Source organism: Actinoallomurus sp. NBC_01490 (genome assembly GCF_036227085.1).
Lineage (GTDB): Bacteria > Actinomycetota > Actinomycetes > Streptosporangiales > Streptosporangiaceae > Actinoallomurus > Actinoallomurus oryzae.
Window position 1 is genome coordinate 3,437,696 of sequence record NZ_CP109433.1, and the last position, 18,217, is coordinate 3,455,912.

The 18,217-nt window shown below is 70.6% G+C and carries 15 protein-coding genes; 5 read left to right on the forward strand and 10 right to left on the reverse strand.

The window, feature by feature from the left end:
• Positions 1-14: 14 nt before the first annotated feature.
• From OG417_RS16465 to OG417_RS16505, 9 genes are all read right to left on the reverse strand, one after another.
• On the reverse strand, positions 15-914 hold the full coding sequence (locus tag OG417_RS16465; protein WP_329256337.1) for an arginase family protein: 900 nt from the start codon (positions 912-914) through the stop codon (positions 15-17).
• A gap of 457 nt (positions 915-1,371) precedes the next feature.
• Positions 1,372-2,019: a GntR family transcriptional regulator gene (locus OG417_RS16470; protein ID WP_329256339.1), complete on the reverse strand. Its 648-nt coding sequence runs from the start codon at positions 2,017-2,019 to the stop codon at positions 1,372-1,374.
• Between the two features lie 69 nt (positions 2,020-2,088).
• Positions 2,089-3,069: a 2-hydroxyacid dehydrogenase gene (locus tag OG417_RS16475; RefSeq protein WP_329256341.1), complete on the reverse strand. Its 981-nt coding sequence runs from the start codon at positions 3,067-3,069 to the stop codon at positions 2,089-2,091.
• Entirely contained in the window at positions 3,066-3,974 is a 909-nt protein-coding gene (locus OG417_RS16480; protein ID WP_329256343.1) for an HpcH/HpaI aldolase/citrate lyase family protein, read from the reverse strand. The genes OG417_RS16475 and OG417_RS16480 overlap by 4 nt, the downstream gene beginning before the upstream one ends.
• Complete coding sequence (locus OG417_RS16485; RefSeq protein ID WP_329256345.1) at positions 3,971-4,993, reverse strand: glycerate kinase; 1,023 nt, start codon at positions 4,991-4,993, stop codon at positions 3,971-3,973. The genes OG417_RS16480 and OG417_RS16485 overlap by 4 nt, the downstream gene beginning before the upstream one ends.
• A 12-nt stretch (positions 4,994-5,005) precedes the next feature.
• Positions 5,006-6,544 (reverse strand): aldehyde dehydrogenase, encoded by a 1,539-nt coding sequence (locus OG417_RS16490; protein ID WP_329256347.1) that lies wholly within the window; start codon positions 6,542-6,544, stop codon positions 5,006-5,008.
• 40 nt (positions 6,545-6,584) lie between these two features.
• Entirely contained in the window at positions 6,585-7,727 is a 1,143-nt protein-coding gene (locus OG417_RS16495) for a zinc-binding dehydrogenase (protein WP_329256349.1), read from the reverse strand.
• Entirely contained in the window at positions 7,724-9,094 is a 1,371-nt protein-coding gene (locus tag OG417_RS16500) for an MFS transporter (protein WP_329256351.1), read from the reverse strand. The genes OG417_RS16495 and OG417_RS16500 overlap by 4 nt, the downstream gene beginning before the upstream one ends.
• Positions 9,095-9,186: 92 nt before the next feature.
• The gene (locus tag OG417_RS16505) at positions 9,187-10,440 is read right to left on the reverse strand and encodes a CaiB/BaiF CoA transferase family protein (protein ID WP_329256353.1); all 1,254 of its coding nucleotides are present in this window, start codon (positions 10,438-10,440) and stop codon (positions 9,187-9,189) included.
• 663 nt (positions 10,441-11,103) lie between these two features.
• Here OG417_RS16505 and OG417_RS16510 point away from each other — a divergent pair.
• The 5 genes from OG417_RS16510 to OG417_RS16530 all read left to right on the forward strand — a co-directional run bounded on the left by OG417_RS16510 (position 11,104) and on the right by OG417_RS16530 (position 16,790).
• Complete coding sequence (locus OG417_RS16510) at positions 11,104-11,415, forward strand: hypothetical protein (RefSeq protein WP_329256355.1); 312 nt, start codon at positions 11,104-11,106, stop codon at positions 11,413-11,415.
• Between the two features lie 447 nt (positions 11,416-11,862).
• Positions 11,863-12,396 carry a (2Fe-2S)-binding protein gene (locus OG417_RS16515; RefSeq protein WP_329256357.1) on the forward strand — a complete coding sequence of 178 codons (534 nt, stop codon included), beginning with the start codon at positions 11,863-11,865 and terminating at the stop codon, positions 12,394-12,396.
• Complete coding sequence (locus tag OG417_RS16520) at positions 12,393-13,382, forward strand: FAD binding domain-containing protein (protein ID WP_329256359.1); 990 nt, start codon at positions 12,393-12,395, stop codon at positions 13,380-13,382. Before OG417_RS16515 ends, OG417_RS16520 begins: the two co-directional genes overlap by 4 nt.
• Positions 13,379-15,499: a xanthine dehydrogenase family protein molybdopterin-binding subunit gene (locus OG417_RS16525; RefSeq protein WP_329256362.1), complete on the forward strand. Its 2,121-nt coding sequence runs from the start codon at positions 13,379-13,381 to the stop codon at positions 15,497-15,499. Before OG417_RS16520 ends, OG417_RS16525 begins: the two co-directional genes overlap by 4 nt.
• An 82-nt stretch (positions 15,500-15,581) precedes the next feature.
• Positions 15,582-16,790: a damage-control phosphatase ARMT1 family protein gene (locus OG417_RS16530; RefSeq protein WP_329256364.1), complete on the forward strand. Its 1,209-nt coding sequence runs from the start codon at positions 15,582-15,584 to the stop codon at positions 16,788-16,790.
• Positions 16,791-16,863: 73 nt separating this feature from the next.
• On the opposite strand, the gene OG417_RS16535 is transcribed toward OG417_RS16530, so the two are convergent.
• Entirely contained in the window at positions 16,864-18,051 is a 1,188-nt protein-coding gene (locus tag OG417_RS16535; RefSeq protein WP_329256366.1) for an RNA-guided endonuclease InsQ/TnpB family protein, read from the reverse strand.
• Positions 18,052-18,217: the final 166 nt, after the last annotated feature.

Here is an 18,217-nt window from a genome sequence, read left to right on the forward strand (position 1 = left end):
GACAGTACGCGACGTTATCCGGCGAGCCGGCCATGGATGACGTGGTGGGCGATCAGGTAGGCGGCGAGGTTGGCGGTCTGGTCCCGTACGTCGGTGAGCGGGTTGACCTCGGTCAGCACCAGGGCGTCCGCGTACGGGGCGAGCGACTGCACCGCCTCCAGCGCCTGGTGGGAGGTGAGCCCGCCCGGCTCGTGCGCTCCGGCGCCCGGCGCGTGTGCCGGGTCGATGGTGTCGATGTCGAACGCCAGCAGCACCCGGTCGGCGCCGGACACGTGCTCCACCACGTCCGCGGCCACCGCCGCGGCGCCCCGCCGGTGCACCTCGGCCGCGGGGATGTTGCGCAGCCCGCGGCTCTCGCGGAACCGCAGCGAGGAGGGGAAGTTGAAGTGCCGCGAGCCGATCTGGACCGACCGGGCCACCTCCACGTTGGGCAGTTCGCAGGAGCGCCGCATCCCCGAGGAGTGGCTGTACCGGCCCTGGTGCTCGTTCTCGTCGAGCAGGTCGAGGTGCGCGTCGAAGTGGACGATCGCCACCGTCCCGTCCGTCGCCTCGGCCAGGCCGCGCGCCGCCGGGTACAGCAGCGAGTCGTCGCCGCCCAGCAGGATGGGGGACCGGCCCGCGCGTACGGAACCGGCGACCGCCTCGGCGGCCGACGCCAGGGTCGCCTCCAGGTCATGGCCGATCACGTGGACGTCGCCCCGGTCCTCCAGCAGGTCGTCCGGGAACGGGTGGACGGTCGCGTGGTCGAGGCAGTACACCTCGCCGTTCTCCCGGCGCTGCAGGATCCACTCCATCGCCTGCCGGACGCGCGCCGGCGCGTACCTGCTTCCCGGCCAGCCGAGCGTCGAGCCGCCGTCGAACGGGGCGCCGAGCAGGTCGTATCGGCGAGGGGGGCGTGCGGCGGGCAGAGACATCGGGGGCTCCTGGCGGACCGGTCGGCGACGTGATTCGACGGATTCCGACACTGTCGAGCACGACGCGCCGCTCCGCACCGGCCCGGATGTCCGGCGGGTGGATGCTTCGCTGGACACCTTGTCCAGTCGGGCGGTGCCGTTTTGTCTGCCGGAAGGCTCACGAAAAATGCAGATTTTGGCGAAACTCGGGCACGCGGTATTCGGGGCGATAAAGCTTTTTCTCAGGGAGTTATCGGCTTCGCCGTCATACAGCGAGAAGGTCGCATTGTGGAAACGTCATGCTCGGGTCGAGCGCGTACTCCGCGGGGTATGACTCCTCGCCCACGGCTAAGGTCGTTCGGGCTGGTCAGCGGCGCACGGCCTAGCCGGGACGCCGGCTCTTGTCCGGCTGGTTCGTCGGTGTCACGGTTCTGATCCGAGGCCCGGAGCGGAGGCGATGCGGAACCCGCCTGGTCCTTCACTCCTCGGGGGCACCGATGGCACGCAGGTGGTCGATGGTGGCGGACTTGCCGCGTTCGATGTGCTCGTGCATCGCCGTGGCCGCCGTCTCTGCCTGCCGTGCCATCAGCGCGGAGGTGATCGACTCGTGGTCGGCCAACGACCGGTGGCGGCGATGGATGAACCAGATGGCCTGGTAGGGGACTCCGGTCCAGAGCCTGTCGATGAAGTCATCGAGGAATGAGGAGTGGGCGGCCTCGTACACCGCGCGGTGCCAGAGGGCGTTCAGGTCGACGATCACGCCGTGCTCGCCGTCGGCCTTCATCGCCGCGGCGCGGAACTCCTCATGGAGGTCGCGGATCTCCGCGATCTCCGCGTCGGTAGCCCGCTCCGCGGCGAGCTTGGTGGCCAACGGTTCGAGGGTCTGACGCAGCAGGTAGATCTCCTCGGCGCGGGGGATGGAGTAGCGGGTGACCACGTGCCCGTGGTGTGGCCGGTACTCGACCAGCCCGTGGGCCTGCAACATCCGGAGGGCCTCCCGGACCGGGGTGAGGCTCATCTGCATCTCGTCGGAGAGAGTCTGAAGCGTCAGCTTCGCCCCGCCCGGCAGCTGACCGCGCTCGATCTGCCGGCGGATGGCGGTGAACGCCTCCTCAGATTTGGTCATCGAATCGCGGGGAGTGCGACCGTTTTTGTTCGCCATCGGAAGCTCCCCTCGGTCGACTACCTCTCGTGGTCACCCCGACCCTACTGGCAAGTCGATGGGAGTGACCGGTCCGGCACCGGTCAGCACAGCCCGGACATTTTCCACCGCCAACTCGGCCATCCGGGTCCGGGTCTCCACCGTCGCCGATCCCAGATGCGGGGCGAGCACGACGTTGTCGAGTTCGCGCAGGTCCGGATGTACCTCAGGTTCGTGCTCGTAGACGTCGAGGGCCGCGCCCGCGATCGTCCCGTCGGCGAGGGCCCGGGCAAGCGCGGTCTCGTCGACGATCGGACCGCGGGCGGTATTGACGAGGAAGGAACCGGGCTTCATGGCGGCGAGGGCGTCCGCGTCGATGAGGTGATGGGTCTCGGCGGTCAGCGGACAGTGCAGGGACACGATGTCGCTGGTCGCGAGAAGCTCGGGAAGTGTGAGCGGCGCCCCGTCCGGCGGATCGGTGTGCGGCCGGCGAGCGAGGTAGGCGACCTCCATCCCGAATGCCGCCGCGCGGGTCGCGACGGCCCGCCCGATGCGGCCCATGCCGACGATGCCGATCCGCTTGCCCTGCAAGCCGGCGCCGAGCATGAAGGAGATGTCCCAGGACCAGGCGGTCCCGGACCGGATGAGCCGATCGCCTTCCGCGACCCTTCGCGTAACCGTGAGCAGGAGGGCCATCGTCAGATCCGCCGTGGCGTCGATGAGCACGCCCGGGGTGTTCGTGGCGAGCACGCCTCGGTGAGCGAAGGCGGTCAGGTCGAGGTTGTCGTAGCCGACGGCCGTGTTCGCGACGATTCGCAGTGACGGGCCTGCGGCGTCGAGCACGTCGCCATCGATGCGGTCGGTGAGCATGGTGACGATCGCGGAGGCACCGCGGACCGCCTCGTGAAGCTCCGGTGAGGTGAGGGGCCGGTCGTGCGGGGAGATCCATACCTCGCCGAGGTCTCTCAGCGGACGCAGGGTGGCGGCGGGGAGCCCGCGGGTCACGACGATGCGGGGGGCTGCGGGGGAGGTCATTCGCTGCTCCTCTGTCGCTCGGTGCCGAGCAGTGTCCGTGCGCGGCGGGCGACGGGGTAGTCGATGAAGGTACCGTCCTCGAGCCGGATGGAGGAGACTCCGGCGGCCTCGGCGTCGCGGAACGCCTCGTCGACCTTCCGGGCCCAGGCGAGTTCCTGCGCGGTGGCGGTGAAGGCGGCTGAGACAGTCCCGATCTGCCGGGGATGGATCACCTGCTTCCCGCCGAATCCCAGCCGGTGAGCCCGGGCGGCGGACCGGGCGAGGCCGTCGTCATCGTCGAGATTGAGGTGCGGTCCGTCGATGGGGGCGGGGAGTCCGGCGGCGGCGGTCGCCAGGACCAGCTGCGACCGGGCGACGAAGAGTTCCTCGCCGTCGGCGGTCGGCGTGACACCGAGTTCACGGGACAGGTCGGCCGGGCCGAAGGCGAGAGTGCGGACGCGGGGATCGGATGTCGCGATGGCCCGTGCGTCGAGGATGCCTGCCGCGGTCTCGATCAGCGGGACGATGCCGGTGCGTCCAGGCTCCAGACCGGCGGCGGCCTCGGCGTGGTCGAGCAGCGTGGCGACGTGACGGATCCCCGATGCGGTCGAGCTCATCGGCACGATGATCAGGTCGATGGCGCCGATCACCGGGGCCAGCGCTTCGACGTCGGCCTCGGCGAGCCCGGTGTCGACGGCATTGATGCGCACCGCGACGGCCGGCCAGTTCGGGGCCGGGGCGGCGAGGGCGTCTGCGGTGCTGCCGCGGGCGGTCTCCTTCGCCGCCGCAGCGACGGCGTCCTCAAGGTCGACGGCCACACCGTCGGCACCCGCGGCCAGCGCTTTGCCGATGCGGTCGGCCCGGTCTCCGGGCACGAACAGCAGGGTGCGTAGCCGTGGGGTCGTACGGGTCAGGGAGCTGGTCATCGGGTTGCGGTTCCGATCCGAACGTTGGTGAGGTGGGCGAGAGTGCTTCCGAGGTCGGTCAGGTCGGCTGCGGCGTGGGTGGGTCGGCCGCTGAGGGGGATCACGCCGATCGCGCCGGCCTCGCGGAGCCGGTCCGCCCCGTCCGGCTGTACGAGGCCGCCGAAGACGACCGTCGGGACTCCGCTCGCGTCGGCGGCGGCGCAGACCCCTGAGACGACCTTGCCCTCGGTCGAAGACAGGTCGACACATCCTTCCCCGGTGACGACGAGGTCGGCCCGTCGCACGGCGTCGTGCCAGCCGGTGAGGTCGAGTACGAGTTCGATGCCGGAGGTGATCTCGGCTCCCATCGACAGGAGCATGGCGCCGAGGCCACCCGCCGCACCTGCTCCCGGCCGCCGCGTGATCTCCGGAGCGAAACCCATGGAGGCGAGCCGAGCCTCGAGGCGGGGAATGTCCGCAGGTCTCGCGCCCTTCTGCGGTCCGAACACCGCCGCGGCACCCCGGGGGCCGAGGAGCGGATTGTGTACGTCCGAGGCGACCCGCACCGGCACCGGCAGCTTGTCCAGGATTTCGCGCAAACCGGCACCGCCGTCGACCGTCGCGACCCCGCCGACGCCGAGCACGATCTCGCGGATGCCACCGCCCGTGACGGCGGCGGCGATGAGTTCACCCAGGCCCCGGCTCGACGCGGCGAATGGGTCGAGCTCGTCGGGTGTGAGCCGGGTGAGCCCGATCGGCTCGGCACTCTCCATGATCGCGCTTCCGTCGTCAAGGACCAGGTAGCGGGCATCCACCGGGCGGCCCAGGGGATCCGACACGGTCGCGTCTCGCAGCTCGCCGCCGAGGGCATGCCGCAGGATGTCCACCAACCCCTCTCCGCCGTCGGAAAGCGGCATGGGGATCGCCGTCACGCCCGGCCTGGCGCGGCGGAAACCCTCGGCCAGTGCTCTCGCGGCGTCAGTGGCGCCGAGCGAGCCCTTGAGGCTGTCGGGGGAGAGCAGCACGGTCAGGTCATCCATGATCCCTCCCGCTCAGTCGCCGTACCAGTTGGGCAACTCCTGCTGCAGATCCACCCACACGGACTTGACTCGCGTGTAATGCTCCATGACCTGCAGCCCGCCCTCACGCCCGTATCCGGACTGCTTGTATCCGCCGAACGGAACGAGGTGGTTGATGGTACGGGTGGTGTTGACCCAGATCAGGCCGGCCTGGATGCCAGCGGCGACGCGGTGGCCGCGGGCGATGTCTCGGGTCCAGACCGAGCCGGCGAGCCCGTACTCGGTGTTGTTGGCCTGGCGCAGCGCGTCGGCCTCGTCGGTGAAGGTCGCCACTCCGGTGACCGGGCCGAAGATCTCCTCGCGGATCATCCGCATCTCGGGACGTACGTCGTCCAGGATCGTTGGGGTGAAGTAGTAGCCCTCGGTCAGTCGCGGATCGGTGGGGCGAGTGCCGCCACAGACCAGGGTCGCGCCCTCGTCGAGCCCGCTCTCGACGTACGCGGCGATCTTGTCGCGGTGCTGTGCGGAGATCTGCGATCCCATCTGGGTCGTCTCGGCCAGCGGATGGCCGACCCGGATGCGCCGGGCGAGGGCGGAGAAGCGTTCCAGGAACTCGTCGTGTACGCGTTCCTGGACGAAGATCCGGGAAGCGGCCTGGCAGGACTGCCCGGCGGCAGAGAAGATGCCGTACGCGGTGCGGTGCACCGCCGCGTCCAGGTCGGCGTCGTCGAAGATCAACGTCGGTGACTTACCGCCCAGCTCGAAGGTGACGAGCTTGAGGTCCTCAGCCGCGGTCGCGGCGATCTGCCTACCGACCGCCGTGGACCCGGTGAAGGCGATCTTGTCGACATCGGGGTGGGCGACCAGCGCCGCGCCCGCGGACTCGCCGATGCCGGTGACGACGTTGAACACGCCAGCGGGCAGGCCCACCTCTTCGATCAGCTGCGCGAACACGAGGGCGGAGACGGAGGTCTCCTCCGCCGGCTTGAGCACGAGGGTGTTGCCGCCGGCCAGGGCCGGGCAGAGCTTCCAGGCCAGCATGAGCAGCGGGGAGTTCCAGGGCACGATCGCGCCGACCACCCCGACGGGCTCCCGGCGGGTGTAACTGAACACCGAGGCCGCCTGCGGGTGGGTTTCGCCGAGCACCGTCTGGCAGACACCCGCGAAGTACTCGAAGTACCGGACGATCCCGTCGATCTCGGCGCGGACCTCCCGGATCGGCTTCCCGTTGTCGCGAGACTCGATCACGGCCAACCGGTCCCGTTCGTGGTCGACCCTCGCGGCGATGCGGAGGAGGAAGCGGCCCCGGTCGGCCGCGCTCACCTTCGACCACTCACCGTCCAGCGCACGACGGGCGGCGGCGACGGCCCGATCCACGTCGATGGCTCCGGAACGCGGCAGGCTCGCCCAGACGCGGCCGGTGCCCGGCTCGTACGAGTCGAACGTGGAACCGTCCTCGGCCTCGGTCCAGACGCCATCGACGTACATGCGCAGCGGGACGACCGCCGCGGTGGGGTCAGGGGACGCCAGCCGGGTGACGAGGTCGACGCCTGCGTGGTTCTGGATGGTCATGCGAGAGGTCCTCTCGATGTGTCGGTGGGGTACCCGGTGGTCACGATGTGACGCCGGGCAGTAGGACCGGCTTGATCTCACGGAAGGACTGCATCCGCTCGATCACGGTGTTGACCTGGTCGAGCGGGTAGCGCCCGCTGATCAGTCGGTCGAACGGGAGCCGATCCGCGTAGCGTTCGAGGATGGTGAGCGCTTTGTGATAGTGCGAGATGTCACCGGAGAAGGAGCCGATGACGGTGAGGTTCTTCTTGGTGATGGTGCCCGGCGCCACTGCCGTGGTGCCCGCGCCGAGTTGTCCGACGACGAGGTAACGCCCGAGGGGAGCCGCCATCTCGACCCCCTCGGCGAAGGCCGCCGGGTGGCCGGAGAACTCGGCGGTCAGGTCGGCGCCGCCGCCGGTGGCCTCCCGGACGCGGGCGATCCGGTCCGCGGGGTCCGGGACCTCCTCCAGCGAGATCACCTCGTCCGCCCCGAACGCGCCGGCCAACTCCAGCCGGGCCGCGGGCGCCCCGACCGTGATCACCCGGGCGGCGCCCGCCTGGGCGAACAGCCCGGTGGCGAGAATCCCCAGCGGGCCCGCGCCCTGGACCACCACGGTCTGCTCCGGGCCGATCCGGCCGGCCTGCTCGACGGCGTTGACCACCGAGCGCAGCGCACAACTGGCCATGCTGGCGAGGTCGTCGGAGACGGCGTCGGGTACCCGGACCCGGCCCGCCCCGGGAAGCACATACGCGTGACCGGCGAACCCTCCCAGCAGGTGGGGCCAGTTCGTCATCGTGTCCTGGCCGTAGGCGATCCGGTTGCGGCACAGGGCGGGGTGCTTGCGTGCGCACATCTCGCAGCGTCCGCAGAAGACGTGGCTCCAGAGGATCCGGTCGCCGACGGCGAGCGGCTGCCCGACCGAGTCGACGTCGGCTCCGGCACCGATCGCGACGATCCGTCCGACCATCTCGTGGCCCAGGATGAGCGGCAGTTCGACTTTGATCGCGAGGGAGCCCTCCCAGCAGTGCACGTCGGTGCCGCACAGGGAGCAGGCCACGACTTCGACCAGCAGGCCACCTGCCTCGACGGTAGGTGGCAGGGCCACTTCCTCAATCGTGATCGGCTCGCCGAAGGCGCGGACGACGGCGGCGCGGGTGTGGTCGGGCAGTGTTCGGTCGCTGTTCACGGTGAATGCGGTCACGCGGATGCTCCGTGGTCTGAGTTGACGGTGTCGGTGTGGTCGCCGGCCGGGTCGTCGGGAGGCGCGGTGACGGATCGGTGTGTTCCGGCGCGCGCCTTGCCCCAGATTCCGACCACGAGGACGGTGACCAGGCACAGAGCGATGATGTAGAGCGCGACGGGCCACGGCTCGTCGTGGCTGCGCAGCAGCAGCGCGGCGGCGATCAGCGGGGTGAATCCACCGATGAGGGCCGCGCCCACCTGGTAACCGAGCGAGGCGCCGCTGTAGCGGACCCGAGCGTCAAAGAGTTCGGAGAAGTAGGCGGACTGCGCCCCGTACATCGACGCGTGTCCGATCGCGAGACCGATGATCAACGCGATCCAGAGCGTCGCCGTGGACCCGGCGCTGGCCAACCAGAAGAACGGAAACGCGAAGAGGGCCATGAATGCGGCGCCGAACAGGTAGATCGGCCGGCGCCCCACGCGGTCGGAGAGAACCCCGAAGAGCCCAACCGTGCCGATCGCCACGACCGCGGCGGCCAGTACGCCGTTCGACGCGGCCGATCCGCTTATGCGGCCACTCTGGTCGGCCAGGGTGAGGGCGAAGACGGTGATCAGGTAGAACGCCGCGGTCTCGGCGGCCTTGGCACCGAAGACGACCAGGATGCCGCGTGGCGCGGTCTTCAGCGCCTCCATGACCGGCAGCTTGACCGGCTCCTTGGCGAGTGCCTTGGCCTGCACGAACTCGGGCGACTCGGTGATGGAGCGGCGCAGATAGAGCCCGACGACGACGAGGACGAAGCCCAGCAGGAACGGCACCCGCCAGCCCCACGTCCGGAACTGGTCGTCGGGCAGCAGAAGGAACAGCCCCAGTACGAGGTTGGCGAGCACGATGCCGGCGTACACACCCATCTGTGGCCATGTGCCATAGAAGGAGCGGCGCCCCTCCGGGGCGTGCTCCACGGTCATGATTACCGCACCACCCCACTCGCCGCCGTGAGCCAGGCCCTGCAGTACGCGCAACAGCACCAGCGCCGCCGGTGCCCAGACGCCGATCGTGCCGTAGGTCGGAAGCAGGCCGATGCCGACCGTCGACACACCCATGAGCGCCAGGGTCGCGATGAGCACGGACTTGCGGCCCATCTGGTCGCCGTAATGCCCCGCGATGATCCCCCCGATGGGGCGGGCGACGAACCCGACGCCGAAGGTCGCCAGGGCCAGCAGGGTCGCGACGGCGGGATTGTCACTGTGGAAGAAGAGCGATCCGAAGATCGTCGCGGACAGGGCGCCGTAGAGGTAGAAGTCGTAGTACTCCAGCATCGTTCCGATGCTGCTGGCCAGCGCGACGCGGCGGACCAGCCGGGGGGAGGAGACGGCAATCGCGGACATCGGGTGTCCTCTCGTCGGACGAAGTGGGGGAAGGCGGGGAAGGAGAGGTGCGCCGGTGCCCGTTCGGGGACGGCGGACTTCACCGTGGGCGGTCAGCCGTTGCCGTTCCGCGGGACGGGCTCTTTGCCGGGCAACGGGTCGGGGATCGCTTCCCTGGTGGCCGGGCGCGTGGTGCTCGGACCGACTACGCCGTCCGCCCGCAGTCGCGCGAGCTCGTCGGGTTCGATGCCGAGTTCGCGGAGGAGGATCTCGTCGGTGTGCTCGCCGACGCGGGGACCGGGCGTGCGGATGGCGCCCGGCGTCCGGGTGAGGTTGGCGATCAGACCCTGCATCTTGATCGCGCCAAGGGCGGGATGGTCGACCGTCGTGACGCTGCCACGCTCGATGAAGTGGGGGTCATCAGCGATGTCGGCGGCGGAGTAGACCGGACCCACAGTGGCTCCAAGGCCTTGGAACGTGGCGAGGACCTCGGCGTTGTCGCGTTCGGCGACCCAGCTCGCGATCGCCTCGTCGATCTCTTCGCGGTGCGCCAGGCGTCCGGTGATGTCCTCGAACCAGGGCGCGTCCGCCGTGTCGTCCCGTCCGACGGCGCGCATGATGCGCCGGCCGGTGGCTGTCGTCGCACCCGACAGCGCCACCCACCGCCCGTCTCTGGTGCGGAAACATCCCCTCGGGACGTTGAAGTCGGTCTGGCTGCCCCGCCGGGTCGGCACGACGCCGAGCTGGTCGTATGCCGTGGTCTGAGCGCCGAGGATCCAGAACAGCGGTTCGTAGATGGACAGGTCGACGACCTGACCCGCGCCGGTCCGCTCGGCGTGGCGCAGCGCCGCCATCGTGGCGAACGCGCCGGCCAGCGCCGTTACGCCGTCCGCCAGCGGCCACTGGGGGAGCACCGGAGGTCCATCGGCCGGGCCGTTCGTGTCGGCGAATCCGGAGATCGCCTCGGCGAGGGTTCCGAATCCTGGTCGGGAGCGGTACGGACCCGTCTGCCCGAAACCGGACACCCGGACCACGACGAGCCGGGGGTTGATCCGCAACAGGTCCTCGGGGTCGAGACCCCAGCGCTCCAGCGTGCCGGGGCGGAAGTTCTCGATGAACACATCGGCGCCGGCGAGCAGCCTGCGCAGCACCTCCGCGCCGCGCGGGTCGGACAGTGCCAGGCTGATCCCACGCTTGTTGCGTCCGGTCAGCGCCCACCACAACGACTCGCCGTCCTTGTGCCACGCCCACTGCCGGATCCCGTCGCCCCGCGGGTGCTCGACCTTGACGACGTCGGCACCGAAGTCACCGAGCAGCGTCGCGATCATGGGCCCGGCATAGATCGTTGCGGCGTCAACGACGCGCACGCCCGCAACCGGACCGTCGCCGACCGCCGTCCGGTCTCGCTCGGGGCGTCCTGTTGTGTCAAACATTTGATAAAACTAACCGGGCGGTCGCAGGGCGTGTCAACACCTTGGTCCTGGTGACGTTCTCGCGGGTGCCGTGGACGGTTCCCCCGCAGTGATCGGCGAGGGTGCAATGAATATACGTCTGACCTGGGCTTTTTCGTTTTCTTCGGGCGTCGGCGATGCCGGGCGGTGAGAAGAACGAGCGGGGGCCGGGCCGGTCCGCTCGGCGTGATCGCGCCCCCCGTACCGGCCCGGATGTCCACCGGGTGCCCCCTCGCTGGGCGTCGCGTCCAGCCGGGCGATGGCGTCCCATGCGACGAAAGGGTACAAAAGATGCGGATTTCTGGTGAAACTCACGTACACGGTAATCGGCACGACGAATCCCCTATCGCAGGGGGATTTGTCGGCTCCGTAATAGCGCGCCGGTGGGGTCACGCAGCGACCATGTCTTCGCAGGTCAGAGGGCATCTAATGTGCCGTGAAAGCATGCATAACAGACACTTAGCATTACGAATTGATCACGCGTCGGGTGGCGGCGGTGTCGGTGGTCGGTATCTGGATACCACTTGGTCGTGGCCCCGTGATCGGGGTTATCGAGAGTCACGATTTAGGGGGAAATCAGTGCTCAAGAAGCTCACCGCAACAGGGATCCTGGCAGGGGCGGCCACGGGCGTCATCCTGCTCGGCGGTCCCGCTCACGCGGACCGTCTTGCTGCCAGCCCGAACGCCGTCTCGTACCCGGCAGCCTGCTACGTCACCACGCCCGGCTACGTCCCGCCGGCCTGGTGCTCCACCTACCTGCCGGCGCCGGTACAGGTCTACCCGCCCACCACGTACTACCCGCCCACCACGTACTACCCGCCGGTCACGTACGCGCCCGGCTACGGCTGGGGCCGGTGGCACCACGGTGGGTGGCACCACTGGCACCGCTGAGACGGCGCGCCCGGAAACTGACCGGCTTCCGGCGTGACACCCGTGGCCCGTCCGCGTCATCGCGGGCGGGCCACGGCCGTGTTTCCACGTCCCCGGCGGTGCCCTCGCGTCCTTGACGGTGGCCCGACGCCCCTGGCCGTCCTCTTGCGTCCCCGGCCGTACCTCCGCGCCCCTGAGCCGTTCTCCTGTGTCCCCGGACGTTCCGCCGCGCCTGCGGGCATCCGCCTCGGTTGCCATTCGGAGTTTCCTCCGCTTAGGGTGGTCGGTGCGGAGGAGTCTCCGGTTACCGGCGGCGCAAGGGCAGGTCGCGCCGTCCAGAACAGGACCATCGATGACCACCAACACCCTGTCCGCACCGGTCATGGCGAGGACAGACATACCCGACGGCATGACGGGAACGAGCGACGGAACGTTCCCAAGAGACGGCGCTCCGCCCCAGGAGAGTGAATGACTTCCACCAAGTCCACGGCGATCTCGCTCCGTGTCAACGGCGAGACGCACTCCCTCACGGTCGACAACCGCACCACCCTGCTCGACGCCCTGCGGGAGCGGCTCGACCTCATCGGTACCAAGAAGGGCTGCGACCAGGGCCAGTGCGGCGCCTGCACGGTGCTGCTCGACGGCCGGCGGGTCAACTCCTGCCTGCAGCTCGCGGTCGCCGCCGAGGGCCGCGAGGTGACCACGGTCGAAGGCGTGGCCGACGGAGAGCGGCTGCACCCGGTCCAGCAGGCCTTCCTCGACCTCGACGGCTACCAGTGCGGCTACTGCACGTCCGGCCAGATCTGCTCGGCGGTCGCGGTGATCGAGGAGCTCGCCCGGGAGTGGCCGAGCGCCGCCACCGAGGACGTACGGCGGCCTCCGGAGGTCAGCGAGGAGGAGATCCGCGAACGCATGAGCGGCAACCTCTGCCGCTGCGGCGCGTACGTCAACATCGTCCGCGCCGTGACCCAGGCCGCGAAGAACGAGCAGGTGACCGCATGAGGGAATTCGACTACCGGCGCGCCGCCGACGCGCACGAGGCGGTCGCGCTGCTGTCCGGCGAGCCCGAGGCGCGTTTCCTCGGCGGCGGCACCAACCTCGTCGACCTGATGAAGACCGGCGTGGAGAACCCCGCGCTGCTGGTCGACGTGCGCGGCCTCCCGCTGGACCGGGTCGAGGTCGCCGACGACGGCGCGCTGACCATCGGCGCGACGATGACCAACAGCGACCTCGCCGCCCACCCCGAGGTCAGGCACCGCTACCCGGCGCTCGCCGAGGCTCTCCTCGCCGGCGCGTCCGGGCAGCTGCGCAACATGGCCACGGTCGGCGGCAACCTGCTCCAGCGCACCCGCTGCGGCTACTTCACCGACCTCAGCCGGCCCTGCAACAAGCGCGAGCCCGGCAGCGGCTGCTCGGCGCTGGACGGCGAGCACCACAACCACGCCATCCTCGGCTGGTCCGAGCACTGCGTGGCCACGAACCCCTCGGACATGGCCGTCGCGCTCGCCGCCTTCGACGCCGTCGTCCGCGTCCTCACGGCGGAGGGGTCCGCCGAGATCCCGCTCGCGGAGTTCTACCTGCCGGTCGGCGACACTCCGCACCGCGAGACCGCGCTGCCGGACGGCGCGCTGATCACCGGCGTGACCCTGCCGGCCGCCCCGGTGGCCGCCCGGTCCCGCTACCGCAAGGTGCGCGAACGCGCCTCCTACGCCTTCGCCAACGGCTCGATCGCCGCCGCCCTGCACGTCGAGGACGGCACCGTACGCGACGTGCGCATCGCCTTCGGCGCGGTCGCGTCCCGGCCCTGGCGCGCGCGGGAGGCCGAGCGGGCCCTCACCGGCGGCCCGGCCACTCCGGAGGCGTTCGCCGCCGCGGCCGACGCCGAGCTGGCCGCCGCCCGGCCCCTGGCGCACAACGGGTACAAGGTGCCGCTCATCCGGAATCTCGTCGTCTCGACGCTCACCGAGCTTCAGGAGGCCGCTCGATGACCACCCCCGCCGCGCCGCCCCGCACCTCCGCGACCGGTACGCCGCACACCCGGCGGGAGGGCCGCGCGAAGGTGACCGGGGAGGCCCGTTACGCCGCGGACATCCCGTTCGCCGAGCTCGCCCACGGGTGGCTCGTGACCTCGACCGTCGCCCGCGGCCGGATCCGTTCCATCGACGCCGACGCCGTGCTCGCGATGCCGGGCGTGCTCGCCGTCCTGCACCACGGCAACGCGCTGCGCCTGACACCGGGTGCGGGCGTCATGGGCCCCGACGCGAACCTCCAGCTCCTGCAGGACGACCGCGTGCCGCACGTCGGCTGGCCGGTCGCCCTCGTGGTCGCCGAGACCCAGGAGCAGGCCAGGGAGGGCGCCGACGCCCTCGTCATCACCTACGACGAGGAACCGCACGACACCGCCTTCCGGGCCGACCATCCCGGTTTGCGCCCGACGACGCCGAGCCCTCTCGCCATGCCCGACGTCGACCAGGGCGACCCCGACGCCGAACTGGCGGCCTCGGCCGTCGTGGTGGACCGGGAGTACACCACGCCCGAGGAGTTCCACAACGCGATGGAGCCCCACGCCGCGATGGCGCGCTGGGAGAACGGCCGCCTGGAGGTGGTCGACTCCAACCAGGGTTCCTACGCGGTCGCCCAGGTCCTGGCCAAGCTGTTCTCCCTCGACGCCGACAAGGTGCGGGTGCGGTCGGAGCACGTCGGCGGCGGCTTCGGCTCCAAGGGCCTGCGGCTCCCGCACGCCGTGCTCGCGGCGATGGCCACGACCGTGCTCCACCGGCCGGTCCGGGTGGTGCTCACCCGCCGGCAGATGTTCTCGCTGGTCGGGCACAGGCCCGCGACCGCGCAGCGCGTACGGCTCGGCGCGGACGCGGACGGGCGCCTGCGGGTGCTCGAGCACGAGACGGCCTCGGCCACCTCGACCGTGCACGAGTACGCCGAGCAGTCCACGCGACACAGCCGGATCCTGTACGCCGCGGACGCGTTCCGCCTGCGCACCAGGGTGGTTCCGCTCGACGTGCCGACGCCGTCGTTCATGCGCGCGCCCGGCTGGACTCCCGGGTCGTTCGCCGTCGAGTCGGCGATGGACGAGCTGGCGGCCGAGGTCGGCGTGGATCCGATCGCGCTCCGCATCCGCAACGAACCCGAGGTCGGCCCGGTCTCCGGGCTGCCGTTCAGCAGCCGCAACCTGGTCGGCTGCCTGGAGGAGGGGGCGCGCCGCTTCGGGTGGGCGGACCGCGACCCGCGTCCGGGCGTCCGCCGGGACGGGCGCTGGCTCCTCGGCACCGGAGTGGCGTCCTCCGCCCACTCGGCCGGGGTCGGGGCGTCGACGGCGGCCATCACCGCCGAGGCGGACGGCACGTTCACCGTACGGGTCACCGCCGCCGACATCGGCACCGGCGCCCGTACGGCGCTCAGCCAGATCGCCGCCGACGCCCTGGACGTGTCACCGGGGTCGGTACGGATACGGATCGCGGACAGCGACTTCGGCCCCGCGTGGCTCGCCGGCGGCTCGATGGGCACCGCGTCGTGGGCCTGGGCGATCACCGAGGCGGCGGTCGCGCTGCGCAAGAAGCTGGCCGACGTTATCGACGTCCCGCCGGAGGGGATCACGGCCGGCGCCGACACCACGGAGCTGCTCGGCGCCCGTGAGCAGCGGGAGAGCCACGGGTACGGCGCCCAGTTCGCCGAGGTCGCGGTGGACCCGCTCAGCGGCGAGGTCCGCGTGCGCCGCATGCTCGGAATCTTCGCGGTGGGCCGGGTCGTCAACCCGCTGACCGCCCGCAGCCAGCTCGTCGGCGGCATGACGTGGGGGCTGTCGATGGCACTGCACGAGGAGGGCGCGCGGGACGACGTCTCCGGCGGCCTGGCCAACGGCGACCTCGCGGGCTACCACGTGGCGGCCAACGCCGACGTTCCCGTCATCGAGGCCGACTGGGTCGAGGACCACGACACCTACAACCCCTCGGGGATCAAGGGGCTCGGCGAGATCGGCATCGTCGGCGGCGCGGCCGCCATCGCCAACGCCGTCTGGCACGCGACCGGCGTACGCCACCGGCACCTGCCGATCAGCCTCGACCGGGTACTGAACGGCGGCCGGCGGTAACGTTCGCCCGGACGACGGAGGTGGCGGTGCCCTGGACGCCGGGTCCGAGACGGCCTCGGCCCCTCCAGAGGGAGGCTTCACCATGGCCGGCCGTACCGACCCCGAGAGCGACCCCCGGGAACCCGCGGCACCGGGCTTCGCCCTGCCACCCGACGCGCCGGAGCCGCTCGGCAACGGTCCGGGCGGCTACGGCCGGCGGGTGCTGCGTGAGCGCACCCCGACGCTGATCACCGAGGTGCGCGACCGGCACCCGTACGGGCCGGGGCAGCGCCGCGCGCTCGACGCGCTGCGGGAGGAGATCGCCTCCGGTGCGATGCGGCCGCTCGGCGAGGGCGCGCCCGACCGTGCCCGCTGGGACCGCTGGGGCGCCGCCTACTTCGGCCGTCCGTGGGCCGACGTGCCGTTCCTGTGGTGGGAGTCCTACTTCTACCGGCGGCTGCTGGAGGCGGTGGAGTTCTTCACGCCCGGTCCCTGGTTCTGGGTCGACCCGTTCGAGTACTGGAAGACCGCGGAACTCCGTGACGCGACGGTCGCCGTGCCCGCTCATCGGCGGCCCGCCGCCGATGAGCGGCAGGCCCTTCTGCCGGCCTCGCTGTGGGGCAACCAGGCCGACCTGGGCTTCCTGTTCGGAGCCGCGGGAGGGCCGGCCGCCTCCGGCGGCCTCGTGGCCGACGACGGTGCCCTGGTGTGGTCCGCGCTCGACGCGGGCGGCCCGGACCACGTGGCGGTCGTCGCCGACAACGCCGGCCGGGAGCTGCTGGCCGACCTGCTGCTGATCGACCACCTGCTCCGCACCGGCCTGGCCGCGACCGTGACGCTGCACCTGAAGCCGCATCCGTACTACGTCTCCGACGCGACAACGGCCGACCTGGTCGCCTGCCTGCGCCGCCTCGCCGCCGCGGACGGCGAGGCCGCCGCCGTCGAGCGGAGGCTGTCCGAGGCGATCGGCACGGGCCGCCTCCGCCTCCGCGCCCACGCGTTCTTCTGCGCGCCGTGGTCGTACCACCACATGCCCGCCGACCTGGCGGAGGAGTTCGGCGGCCGCACACTCACGATCATGAAGGGCGACCTGAACTACCGGCGCCTCGTCGGCGACCTCGCCTGGCCGCCGACGACGCCGTTCGCCGAGGTCACCGCCTACTTCCCAGGGCCGGTGGCCGCGCTGCGCACGCTGAAGTCCGACGTCGTGACGGGCGTCGACGCCGCGACGCTGTCCTCGCTCGACGCGTCCGGCGGCGACTGGCGGACGAGCGGCACCCACGGCCTGATCCAGGCGCGCGTGTCAACTTGACTCGGTCCTGAAGGGCCGGGTTTGGAGATGGCTCCCGGCTGGCTGCTGGGTGGGCTCCTCCGTTCAGCCACCGCTATGGGGTGGCAGGGACGCGTGACTCACGCCCCGCGGTCCACGCAGCTTCGCCTTTGCGGGCGATGTTGCGGGAGGCGTTGCGGTCTGCGTGGGCAACGACCCCGCAGTTCCGGCAGGTGAAGACCGATTGGCTTGCCCGGTTGTTGTTGTCGATGTGGCCGCACTCGCTGCACTGTTGTGAGGTGTAGGCCGGATCGACGAAGACCACGGGCACACCGGCTCGTTTGGCCTTGTAAACGATGAAGTTTCCAAGCTGGGCGAAGGCCCAGGAGTGCAGCGGGACCCGTTGGGGCTTGCGGAGCCGTACCCTCTGCCGGATTCCTGTGAGGTCTTCTAGGGCGATTCCGGATGAGGTGCGTTCAGCCTCGGTCACGATCGTCTTGGCGATGATGTGGTTCTGGTTCGCGGCGTGGCGCTTCTCGCTCCGGTTGCGTTTTTTGAGCAGCCGCTTGGCGGACTTGGTGCGCTTGTTCTGGAGCTTGCGGCGTAGTTCGAGCTGCCGCCTGCGGTGCCGGTTGAGTCCCCGCCCGGCGGCCTTGTAGCCGGTGGAGGTGGTGGCGATGGCGGCGATGCCCAGGTCCACGCCGATGAACCGGCCGGGCTCGTACGGCTCGGCCTCGGGCACCTCACAGGTGGCGATCAGATAGAACACCCCGTCACGCCGGACCAGATCGGATTCGCCCTGCCGGTGGGCTTGCAGCGTCTTGAGCGCGCCCGCCGAGCAGGCGAACGGAATGTTCTTCACCCGGCCCTGGACGGTCCACACCGACACGGTCCCGGCGTCGTACCGCCACGACAAACACCGGTCGTCATACGGCTGCGCGGCCTCAGACCGGAAGGCGATCGGTTTGGTCTCGGCCTTGACGCGGCGACGAGTGCCCGGTTTGCCGAGGTTCCCGGCGCGGATGTTCGCCTTCAACGTGGTGTAGGCGTCGCGGACCTTCTTGATGACGTGCTGGGCGGCTTGTGCGCCCAGGCCCCGTGATTTCAGCTCGGCATAGGTGTGTTTGCGCAGTTCGTACAGGTGCGGCACACCGTGGTCGAACGCCACGGCCGATACCCAGTTCGCCGCCTCGTTGACCGCGTGCAGGGTGCGTTCGAGCGCCAGTGCCTGCCCGGCATCTGGCATGAGTTTGACTGCACCACGACCTTCACGGAAAGTGACCTTAGCGTTCTTCTGTGTCATACGTAAGGGGAGTCTCCCGATAACCACAGGGCTAACAGCGTCGCCTACACCTCGCACACACACTTGGCCTCCCGCGCCCAAGCACCGGTCCAGGCGGCGCTAGCGCGCCGCACTCGAGGGAAGCGATTCCTCCCGGCCCTGAAGGACCGGGGTTTCTCGCTAGATC

Coding starts and splice junctions, on each gene's coding strand:
- OG417_RS16490 (WP_329256347.1), bottom strand. CDS start 6,544: ATGACCATCCAGAACCACGCAGGCGTCGACCTCGTCACCCGGCTGGCG.
- OG417_RS16465 (WP_329256337.1), bottom strand. CDS start 914: ATGTCTCTGCCCGCCGCACGCCCCCCTCGCCGATACGACCTGCTCGGC.
- OG417_RS16525 (WP_329256362.1), top strand. CDS start 13,379: ATGACCACCCCCGCCGCGCCGCCCCGCACCTCCGCGACCGGTACGCCG.
- OG417_RS16475 (WP_329256341.1), bottom strand. CDS start 3,069: ATGACCTCCCCCGCAGCCCCCCGCATCGTCGTGACCCGCGGGCTCCCC.
- OG417_RS16485 (WP_329256345.1), bottom strand. CDS start 4,993: ATGGATGACCTGACCGTGCTGCTCTCCCCCGACAGCCTCAAGGGCTCG.
- OG417_RS16500 (WP_329256351.1), bottom strand. CDS start 9,094: ATGTCCGCGATTGCCGTCTCCTCCCCCCGGCTGGTCCGCCGCGTCGCG.
- OG417_RS16530 (WP_329256364.1), top strand. CDS start 15,582: ATGGCCGGCCGTACCGACCCCGAGAGCGACCCCCGGGAACCCGCGGCA.
- OG417_RS16480 (WP_329256343.1), bottom strand. CDS start 3,974: ATGACCAGCTCCCTGACCCGTACGACCCCACGGCTACGCACCCTGCTG.
- OG417_RS16470 (WP_329256339.1), bottom strand. CDS start 2,019: ATGACCAAATCTGAGGAGGCGTTCACCGCCATCCGCCGGCAGATCGAG.
- OG417_RS16520 (WP_329256359.1), top strand. CDS start 12,393: ATGAGGGAATTCGACTACCGGCGCGCCGCCGACGCGCACGAGGCGGTC.
- OG417_RS16515 (WP_329256357.1), top strand. CDS start 11,863: ATGACTTCCACCAAGTCCACGGCGATCTCGCTCCGTGTCAACGGCGAG.
- OG417_RS16535 (WP_329256366.1), bottom strand. CDS start 18,051: ATGACACAGAAGAACGCTAAGGTCACTTTCCGTGAAGGTCGTGGTGCA.